Annotated in this window: 2 protein-coding genes; both read right to left on the reverse strand. The window is 54.3% G+C overall.

Features of this window, described 5'->3' with window-relative positions:
* Positions 1–21: 21 nt before the first annotated feature.
* Complete coding sequence (locus GI364_RS20255) at positions 22–9,729, reverse strand: InlB B-repeat-containing protein (protein WP_198851000.1); 9,708 nt, start codon at positions 9,727–9,729, stop codon at positions 22–24.
* A 508-nt stretch (positions 9,730–10,237) separates the two neighbouring features.
* On the reverse strand, positions 10,238–11,542 hold the full coding sequence (locus GI364_RS20260) for an APC family permease (protein WP_198851001.1): 1,305 nt from the start codon (positions 11,540–11,542) through the stop codon (positions 10,238–10,240).
* Positions 11,543–11,601: the final 59 nt, after the last annotated feature.

Genomic DNA, 11,601 nt, shown 5'->3' on the forward strand with positions numbered 1-11,601 from the left:
GGCTAGGCTAATGTTGTCGCTTCAGTCTTCATGATGCTTTCTTCGCCTTTGCCACCAGAGCAGTAATCCACCCGTCAGTATACTCAGCAAGCCTCCTGCACCCCATGGCCTCGCCGCAAATCCTGTCACAGGTTTCGTCGCGCCAGGAACCGTCTTTGTCTGCGGTTGAGATTGAGATTGTGTCTGTGGTTGCGCCTGCAACACAACAAAGTCTGGATCCGTTGTGAACGTGATCACTGCCTTCCCCTGTGTCACCACTGCACTCATAGGAACAAGTTTCCCATTCGCAATCTTGTATACCTTGGATTGCGGCGTAATCTCTGCATTTAGCAATGTAAATGTCAGTGGTTTAGATGGGGCATCCTTCGCATCAAAGTTCACTCCATAAGCCGTAATCACCTTTTGACCCTTTGGAACCAGAGCACTGGGTACCGTTCCGCTAGTGACGTCCATTTGTAACGGCTTCGCAAACGTCCCGGTCGCCACAACCAACGTAACATGAGTGTTGCTAGTTCCAGCGCTCAATGTCACGCCGCTGCCTCCTACCACCTGCTTGGTGTCCACCGTTGGGAGAAAACCGGCTGGTGCCGCAGGTATGACGTACAAGCTCATGTTCTCCGCAACTGTGTCCCCGCTCTTGTCAGTCACTTGCACAGTAAAGCTGTAACTCCCGTTACTTGACGGCGTTCCGACCAGATTCCCATTGGATTGCAAAATCAGCCCTGTGGGTAAGGAGCCTTTGGTTACAGAGAATGTATAAGGGCTCTCCCCTCCCGCAGCCTGGATGCTCTGCTCGTAGTCCGTCCCCTGCAAGACACTCGGTAGGGAAGAACCTGTAGTTAGAGAAAGAACAGACAGCGTCTGAACCGTATCTGCAGCAGAAGCCGCACTCTCAGCACCCGCACTGACTGTGGTCACGGTCACTTTGTAGCTGGCACCCGCCGTTTCACCCGTCACAGCATAGCTTGTTCCGGTCACCGGGCTGTTGTTCACTTTTGTCCCATTCACATACACGTTGTATCCGGTCGCTCCGCTCACGGCATTCCATGATTCTGTCCATCCGGATTGCGCTACGCTGCTATGACTCAGCCCCGTTGGGGCCAAAGCTGCATTCACCGTGACTTTCGCCACACTGCTGGTTGCGGTTGCCGTCTTGTCTCCATCCACACTGCTGTTCGTGTTGGTTGCCACTGCGTAGTAGTACGTTGTTCCGACACTCTTCGTAGATGGCGTGTAACTCCCACCAGTCGCTCCCGTGATGGCGGTGCCTCCGCTGTTAGTGTCGGTAGTGTTGCTATACCACTGGTACGTGACTGTTCCTCCATCACTGACGTTGGCAGCTACCTTCAACGGTGTTGCCATAGGACCTACCGTCACACTCTGCGTCGCTTGGGGCTGTGTCGTGAAGGTAGGCGTGGCTGCGTTCACCAACGCGTTCACTGTGACTTTCGCCACACTGCTTGTGGCTGTCGCCGTCTTGGCTCCATTCACGCTGCTGTTCGTGTTGGTTGCCACTGCGTAGTAATACATCGTACCAGCACCGGTGGTCGGTGGTGTGTAGGTGGCACTGGTTGCTCCGCTAATTGCCGTACCATCGCTGGTGCTGTTCGTGGTGTTTTTGTACCACTGATACGTCACCGTGCCGCCGTCTGTCACACTTGCTGCGACCGTCAGTGCCGTTGCTGGCGTGCCTGCCGTCACACTCTGCGTGGCTTGGGGCTCTGTCGTGAAGGTAGGTGTCGCTGCATTCACAAGCGCGTTCACCGTGACCTTCGCCACGCTGCTGGTGGCTGTCGCCGTCTTCACACCGTTAACGCTGACATTCGTGTTGGTCGCCACTGCGTAGTAGTACGTTGTTCCGGCACTGGCAGTCGCTGGCGTGTAGCTCGCACTGGTTGCTCCCGTGATAACTGCGCCGCCAGTGGTGCTGTTCGTCGTGTTGCTATACCACTGATACGTTACCGTTCCGCTATCCGTAACTGTCGCTGCGACCGTCAGTGCCGTTGCTGGCGTGCCTACCGTCACACTCTGTGTGGCTTGCGGTTCCGTCGTGAAGGTCGGTGTCACTGCGTTCACCAGGGCATTCACCGTGACTTGCGCCACACTACTCGTGGCCACCGCCGTCTTCACTCCAGTCACACCGGTGTTGGTGTTGGTTGCCACAGCATAGTAGTACGTTGTTCCGGCACTGGCCGTCGGTGGCGTGTAGCTCGCACTGGTTGCGCCGATAATTGCCGTGCCGCCAGTGTTGCTGTTCTTGGTGTTCTTGTACCACTGATCCGTCACCGTGCCGCCATCCGTCACACTGGCTGCTACCTTCAAGGCCGTTGCTGACGAACCTGCCGTCACACTCTGTATGGCTTGCGGTTCCGTCGTGAAGGTCGGTGTCACTGCGTTCACCAACGCATTGACTATAACTTTCGCTACACTGCTGGTGGCGGTTGCCATCTTGGTACCGTTGACGCTGTTGTTGGTATTTGTCGCAACTGCGTAGTAATACATAGTCCCCGGACTGGCAGTCGCTGGCGTGTAGCTCGCACTTGTCGCACCCGTAATGGCTGTGCCACCCGTGTTGCTGTTCACGGTGTTTTTGTACCACTGGTACGTGACTGTGCCGCCATCCGTTACACTGGCCGCTACCTTCAGGGCTGTGGCTGGCGACCCCGCCGTCACACTCTGCGCCGCTTGCGGTTCCGTCGTGAAGGTCGGTGTCACTGCGTTCACCAGGGCATTCACCGTGACCTTCGCCACGCTGCTGGTTGCGGTAGCTGTCTTGGCTCCGTTGACGCCATTGTTTGTGTTGGTTGCAACGGCGTAATAATATGTTGTCCCTACACTTGTCGTTGGTGGTGTGTAGCTCGCACTGGTTGCTCCCGTAATGGCTGTGCCACCCGTGTTGCTGTTCTTGGTGTTCTTGTACCACTGGTACGTGACTGTGCCGCCATCCGTTACACTGGCCGCTACCTTCAGGGCTGTGGCTGGCGACCCCGCCGTCACACTCTGCGTCGCTTGTGGCTCTGTCGTGAAGGTAGGTGTCGCTGCGTTCACCAGCGCGTTCACCGTGACCTTCGCCACGCTGCTGGTTGCGGTAGCTGTCTTGGCTCCGTTGACGCCATTGTTTGTGTTGGTTGCAACGGCGTAATAATATGTTGTCCCTACACTTGTCGTTGGTGGTGTGTAGCTCGCACTCGTCGCACCCGTAATGGCTGTGCCACCTGTGTTGCTGTTCACGGTGTTTTTGTACCACTGATACGTGACTGCCCCGCCATCCGTCACACTGGCCGCTACCGTCAACGCCGTTGAGGCAGAACCTGCCGGCACAGTCTGTGTGGCCTGGGGCTCCGTCGTGAAGGTCGGTGTCACTGCGTTCACCAGGGCATTCACCGTGACCTTCGCCACGCTGCTGGTTGCGGTAGCTGTCTTGGCTCCGTTGACGCCATTGTTTGTGTTGGTTGCAACGGCGTAATAATATGTTGTCCCTACACTTGTCGTTGGTGGTGTGTAGCTCGCACTGGTTGCTCCCGTAATGGCTGTGCCACCCGTGTTGCTGTTCTTGGTGTTCTTGTACCACTGATACGTGACTGTGCCGCCATCACTGACGCTGGCTGCTACCTTCAACGGTGTTGCAGTAGAACCTGCTGTCACACTCTCTGTCGCTTGTGGCTCTGTCGTGAAGGTAGGTGTCGCTGCGTTCACCAGCGCGTTCACGGTGACTTTCGCCACGCTACTGGTTGCGGTGGCGGTCTTGGCTCCGTTGACGCCATTGTTTGTGTTGGTTGCCACAGCGTAGTAATACATCGTACCAGCACTGGCAGTCGCTGGCGTGTAGCTCGCATTGGTTGCTCCCGTGATGGCTGTGCCTCCAGTGGTACTGTTTGTCGTGTTCTTGTACCACTGGTACGTCACGGCTCCGCCATCACTGACACTGGCTGCTACCTTCAAGGCCGCGGCCGGCGAGCCAGCCGTCACACTCTGCGTCGCTTGGGGCTCTGTCGTAAAGCTTGGTTTCACTGCGTTCACCAGCGCGTTCACGGTTACGGTAGCCACAGTACTGGTGGCCACCGCCGTCTTTGCTCCATCCACGCTGTTGTTGGTATTTTTCGCCACCGCGTAGTAGTACGTTGTTCCGACACTAGCCGTCGCTGGCGTGTAGCTCGCACTCGTCGCTCCCGTGATAGCTGTGCCGCCAGTGGTACTGTTTGTCGTGTTCTTGTACCACTGGTACGTGACTGTGCCGCCATCACTGACGCTGGCTGCTACCTTCAAGGCCGCGGCCGGCGAGCCAGCCGTCACACTCTGTGCCGCTTGAGGCTCTGTCGTGAAGGTCGGTGTCGCAGCATTCACCAGCGCATTGACTGTGACTGCAGCCACACTACTCGTGGCTGTTGCTGTCTTGGCTCCATTCACGCTGCTGTTCGTGTTCGTTGCCACTGCGTAATAGTACGTCGTTCCCGCACTCGTCGTCGCTGGCGTGTAGCTCGCACTGGTCGCTCCCGTGATAGCTGTGCCGCCAGTGGTGCTGTTGCTACCATTGCTATACCACTGATACGTGACTGTGCCGCCATCACTGACGCTGGCTGCTACCTTCAAGCCTGCGGCCGGCGATCCCGCCGTCACACTCTGCGTCGCTTGTGGCTCTGTGCTAAAGGTCGGCGTGGCTGCGTTCACCAACGCGTTCACTATGACAGTAGCCACACTACTAATGGCCGTCGCCGTCTTGGCCCCATTCACACTATTATTCGTGTTGGTCGCCACCGCGTAGTAATACGTTGTCCCCGCACTGGCAGTCGCTGGTGTGTAGCTCGCACTGGTTGCTCCGCTAATAGCTGTGCCGCCAGTGGTACTGTTAGTAGTGTTGCTATACCACTGGTACGTCACGTTTCCACCGTCCGTCACACTGGCCGCTACCTTCAACACCGTTGCAGCAGAACCTGCCGTCACACTCTGCGTCGCTTGTGGCTCTGTGCTAAAGGTCGGTGTTGCTGCGTTCACTAGAGGTGCCCATTTGGCGTACAGCGTCACATTCCCGGTAATCGCAGTACTAAACGAAAACTGAGTCTGCAGCGTCGAATCCGTATACCATCCTCCAAACACCGCTCCTGCTTTCGTCGGATTTGTCGGTGCAATGGCATAACTGTCATAGGCTACTGTTTCTGACGTCACGCTGCTCCCACCGTTGCTATTAAAGGCGACCGTGTACTGTTGAGGCGTCCATTTGGCATACAGCGTTACGCTTCCGGTAATCGGTGTACTAAAGGAAAATTGATTTTTGAAAGTTGAATCCGTATACCATCCTGCGAACACAAACCCTGTTTTCGTCGGATTGGTCGGCTGTGTCGGGGTTTTCTCGTACGCCACCAATTGGTACGAGACTTGGGTGCCTCCGTTACTGTTGAAGTTTACCGTGTACTCCTGAGGCGTCCACTTGGCATACAGCGTCACGGCGCCAGTAATTGGTGTACCAAAGGAGAACTGGTTTTGCAGGGTTGAATCCGTGTACCACCCCTGAAACACCGCTCCGGTTTTCGTTGGAGCTGTCGGATCTGTCGCATAACCATCGTACGCCACCGATTCTGACGTCACACTGCTACCCCCGTTGCTATTAAAGGTAACCGTGTATTCTGCGGGCGTCCACTTTGCGTACAGCGTCACGTTCCCGGTAATCGCAGTACTGAACGAGAACGGGGTTTGCAAAGTTGAATCCGTGTACCATCCTCCGAACACCGATCCCGTTTTCGTCGGATTGGTCGGCGCAGTTGCGTCTGTACCGTAAGGCACCAATTGATACGAAACTTGGCTACCGCCATTACTATTGAAGTTTACCGTGTACTCCTGAGGCGTCCATTTGGCATACAGCGTCACGTTCCCGGTAATCGCAGTACTAAACGAAAACTGGTTTTGGAACGTCGAATCCGTATACCATCCTCCGAACACCCATCCGGTTTTCGTCGGGTTTGTCGGTGCTGTGGCATTCCCGTTGTACGCTACAGATTCTGACGTCACGCTGCTACCCCCATTGCTATTGAAGCTTACTGTGTAGTGTTGAGGGGTCCACTTTGCATACAGTGTTTCGTTGCCGGTAATCGCAGTCGTGAACGAGAACGGGGTTTGCAGGGTCGAGTCCGTGTACCAACCTCCGAACACCGATCCCGCTTTCGTCGGATTGGTCGGCGCAGTTGCGGTTCCGTCGTAGGGCACCAATTGGTACTGAACTTGACTGCCGCCGTTACTGTTGAAGTTTACCGTATACTCTTGCGGTGTCCATTTCGCATATAACGTGATGCTCCCGGTGACTGGCGTGCCAAAGGAGAACGGGTTTTGTAAAGTCGAATCCGTGTACCACCCCTGAAATACCGCCCCGGTCTTCGTCGGGTTTTTTGGCGCCGTGGCATAACTATCATAAGCTACCGATTCTGACGTCACACTGCTACCCCCGTTGCTATTAAAGGTAACCGTGTACTGTTGGGGCGTCCACTTTGCATACAGCGTCACGCTGCTAGTAATCGGAGTCGTGAACGAGAAGGCGTTCTGCAAAGTCGAATCCGTATACCACCCTGCGAACACTGACTCCGCCTTCGTCGGGTTCGTCGGCGCTGTCGCATCGCTACCGTAGGGCACCAATTGGTACTGGACTTGGCTGCCGCCGTTGCTATTGAAGTTCACCGTGTACTCTTGCGGCGTCCACTTCGCATACAGCGTGATGTTCCCCGTTATCAGCGTCCCAAACGAAAACTGATTTTGCAGGGTTGAGTCTGTGTACCACCCTGCGAACACTGACCCTGTTTTCGTTGGATTCGTCGGATTCGTCGCAGTCCCATCGTACGCCACCGATTCTGACGTCACGCTGCTACCCCCGTTGCTGTCGAAAGTGACAGTGTACTGTTGAGGCGTCCACTTTGCATACAGCGTCAGACTGCTTGTAATCGGAGTCGTGAACGAGAAGGCGTTCTGCAAAGTCGAATCCGTATACCACCCCGCGAACACTGAGCCCGTTCTCGTCGGATTCGTCGGCACTGTCGCGTCTTGCCCGTACGGCACCAATTGGTACTGGACTTGGCTGCCGCCATTGCTAATAAAATTCACCGTGTGCTCTTGCGGCGTCCACTTCGCATACAGCGTGATGTTCCCCGTTATCAGCGTCCCAAACGAAAACTGATTTTGCAGGGTTGAGTCTGTGTACCACCCTGTGAACACGTACCCTGTTTTCGTCGGGTTGGTCGGCTGCGTCGCAGTGCCATCGTACGCCACCGATTCCGACGACACACTGCTACCCCCATTGCTGTTGAAGGTAACCGTGTACTCTGCGGGCGTCCACTTTGCATACAGAGTCAGACTGCCGGTAATCTGAGTCATGAACGAGAAGGCGTTTTGCAAGGTCGAATCCGTATACCACCCGGCGAACACTGACCCTGTTCTCGTGGGATTCGTCGGCGCTGTCGCGTCTTGCCCGTATGGCACCAATTGGTACTGAACCTGGCTGCCGCCATTGCTGTTGAAGTTCACCGTGTACTCCTGAGGTGTCCACTTCGCATACAGCGTGATGTTCCCCGTAACCGGCGTCCCAAAGGAGAATGGATTTTGCAAACTCGCGTCCGTATACCACCCTGCGAACACATACCCAGTCTTCGTCGGGTTTGTCGGCTGCGTCGCATAGCTATCGTACGCAACAGATTCTGACGACACGCTGCTGCCCCCGTTGCTGTCAAAGGTCACCGTGTTTTTAGCCAGCACATATTCTTCAATGGATCCCGAGGGAGAACTAGTGCTAGACGACAAGTTGGTGACAAATAGGTCCCCGGCACTATCTATGGCAATACCCACTGGGTTGCTTAGCCCTGCTCCGTTCGTGACGTTGACCCAGGTCGTGCTCCCATTCGGACGTTCATACAGTGTGTTATTGCTATGATTGACCACGAACACGTTTCCGGCACCATCTACCCGAATTCCGACCGGGTCACTGAACCCCGCACCGTTTGTGATATTGACCCAGGTCGTGCTTCCACTCGGGAGTTCGTACACTGCACTATCTGCGGGACGGGTCAAAAACACGTCACCCTTACTGTCCACGGCAACACGGCCATTCACATTTTGTCCGAATGAAGAGCTAAGGGGCGTAATCGTCGCGCTGCCAATATGGTTCTCGATAACAACACCATTGTAACTGGCCCATGTGTAAAAGTTGCCTGAACCATCTAAGGCACTCCCTTCTGGAGCAATGTACGATGTTAAATCTAACATGAGCTTCCAAGTGGTACTTCCACTCTTCAGTTCCTCAATCGTGTTGCTATTATGGTTCGTGACAAACAGGTCTCCCGCACTATCCACAGCGATGCCCATTGGACCATTGAAGGATCCCCCGTACGTGATGTCATTCCAACTCGTGCTCCCGCTCTTCAGTTCCTGAATCGTGCTATTCGTGCCGGGGATCGAGTTCGTGACAAACACGTCTCCTGCACTATCCACGGCAATGGCATAGGGATGAGTAAATGACCCACCATCGGTGATGTTCACCCACCGTCCAGGCGGTAGTGTGCCTGTGGGGGGCAAGGTATGGACACTGTTGACCGCAGACTGGGCGCTTTCACCAGCCGCGTTCACCGCGGTCACCGTCATCTGATACACGGTGGATGGTTGCTCGCCCGTCACAGTGTAACTCGTCGTGGTCACTGGGCTGGTGTTCACCTTCGTGCCGCCCACGTACACGTTGTAGCTTGTCGCCCCAACCACGGCACTCCACGATTCGGTCCAGCCTGTAGCGGTCACACTGCTGTGGCTGAGGCCCGTCGGGGCACTAGGGGGCACCACATATTCGGAAACCGTATTTGATCCTGAGTTGGTGACAAACAGGTCTCCCGCACTATCCACGACTATGCCGGTAGGCGAACTCAGCGAGCCTCCATTGGTGATATCCGTCCAGGTCGTGCTCCCATGCGCTCGCTCCTCAAGAGTATTGGTGTTGACATTAGTCACAAACAGGTCTCCTGCACTATCCACGGCTATGCCGGCAGGCTGGCTAGAAGAAACCCCATTCGTGATATCCGTCCAGGTCGTGCTTCCATTTGCTCGCTCTAGAATGGTCTTGTTGGCCATGTTGGTCACGAACAGGTCTCCTGCACTATCCACGGCTATGCCGGTCGGAGAAGAAAACGACCCGCCATTCGTGATATTCGTCCACGTCGTGCTCCCACTCGTCCGCTCCAGAATGGTATTGCTTTGTGCATTGGTTATGAACAGGTCTCCCGCGCTATCCACGGCTATGCCGTCAGGCCAGGAAAACCCCGCTTCACCCAGGATATCCGTCCAGGTCGTGCTCCCACTCGCTCGCTCCAAAATGATGTTGTTGCCCGCGTTGGTCACAAACAGGTCTCCTGCGCTGTCCACGGCTATGCCGTCAGGCGAAGAAAACGCCCCACCATTGCTAATATTCATCCAGGTCGTGCTCCCACTCGCTCGCTCCGAAATGGTGCCACTACCCGAGTTGGCCACAAACAGGTCTCCCGCACTGTCCATGGCTATCCCTTCAGGCGAAGAAAACGCCCCCCCGTTGGTGACATTCACCCAAGTCCCTGTAGTGGCCGCAAGCGCCCGGGTATTTTGCATTGGCACCAGTGTCAACCATGAGAGAGGGGTCATGACAATGAAGGCAATCAGTGACTTTCTTAAACGGTTGCGCTCACCTCTGGCTTCCAGCGGCATCTTCTTTTTTCTTGACCCATGTTTTTTCCCCACGAATACCTTTTCCCCTTTTCCCTACATGCGGCGATAGCCGGTCGAATGCGCACGCACAATACAATCCAAGCAGCGCCCTTCTATGCTGACTGCGCTAACTTTCTATGTCTGACTGCGCCAACTTCCTATGTCTGACTGCGCTAACTTTCTATGTCTGAGTGCACTAATTCTCTATGTCTGCCTGTCCTAAAACGCATGCACTCATCCAGACTTCGCCCCATTTGATATACCTGCTAGACTGAACATTTCCGCCGTCAACCTACATTGTTTACGAAGTCTACCGATTGACCCCGCAGAATCGATGTCATTATACAAAACCGCCTCTAAACAAATTCTCAACAAAAAATCGCCATGTCAGGCCCGCAATGTTGTGATACAAGCGTTTACCCTGCCAAGACGACAATTGTCTTAGTGAAATTTTCTATTTGAAGACCAATAATGCTGTCATTATTTGCGGCCCCAGTTGATATCAGAGTTGCGAGTAAAAACAACCGTAAACTCCTAGGTGTCAATCGTTTTTTATGCCTGACTTTGGTTCGGTTCCCAAAGAGTTGTGTCTATGTGTCCGCCATACTATATACGTCACACAGGTAATACCAACGATTAAAGGGATGGATAATGCCGTTCCTACAAAAGGATACGCAACCAGGCAAAGTCCGAAAGCAATTCCAGCAGCTGCCTTGCCCACCCTCGATTTCAGTAGTTTAACACCAGCCGCCGTACCGAGAATATAGGTGGCGATTCCAAGCGAGTTCGGCACATAAACCAACTCACTCATACTCAGATTGAAGACATACGTGACGACGAGTCCAGCACCAGCCAACACCCCAACCAATAAGACCGCCCTTTGTGGTGTCGACCTCTGCTCATTAACGTGATTTAACCACGCCGGCGCTAACATTTCATGCGACAATGAGTAAGCAAGTCGGCTAATGCTTGCCACAAACGCATTTGTAGTACCCAGACAAATCACAAGGGCAATGACCGCCGTGACCGCGGCACTCTTCCCGCCCATAGTGGTTTGCCTAACCTGTGCCAAGGATGCCGTGTTCATCGCTTGAGCCATCGTTTGCTGACCCACCTCATAGGAATGTGTCCCAACTACGGCTAAGGCGATTCCGAAGTAAAGTGTGCCTACAATCATGACTGCACCCCATGTAGCTCGCGTTACATCCCGCTTTGGATAGTGAAACTCTGGCGCAAGACTGGCAATGGCCTCCCAACCGAAGAATGACCAGAAGATAAGCATGGCGGCACTGCCAACGGGCCGAAGATGAAAATTGGAAAACTGAGGAGACAAATCACTGGCGTGCATAGATGGAATCGCAAAGACAATCGTTGTCAATAAAACCACAACAATTAATCCGCTTGTCGCTAATTGCAACTTGCCACTTGTCTTTAACCCAAGGTAGTTACTGATAATCGAACCAAGCAATAAGACTGCCGCAATCAGAAAGGCATTACCTGTCGGAAGTCGAAAAACGAAAGTCACGTAGATACCACCTGTAAGCGGTACGATAAACTGTCCAGCGGACGCGGCAATGAAATAAAACCAACCTACGATTGCACCTGAGTATCGGCCGAAAGCCTCTCCAACAAAAGTTGACACTCCCCCTGCACTGGGATACTCCCGAGCCAAAAACGCAAAGGTATAGGCAAGCGGAATACTGAGCAGTATCATTCCTCCCCAAGCAAACAACGCATTCGACCCGGCTAATCCTGCCGTCATCCCCGGCAAGATAAGAATTCCTGAGCCGATGACCGCACCAACATACAGTGCCACGCCTTGCCAGACAGAAATTGACGTTTTCAACGTGTACTGTCACCTCCAATCTTTTTGTATCACGCAGTCAAACCTGCCGACTTCTGTAA

Origin of the sequence: Alicyclobacillus sp. SO9 (genome assembly GCF_016406125.1) — a bacterium.
Lineage (GTDB): Bacteria > Bacillota > Bacilli > Alicyclobacillales > Alicyclobacillaceae > SO9.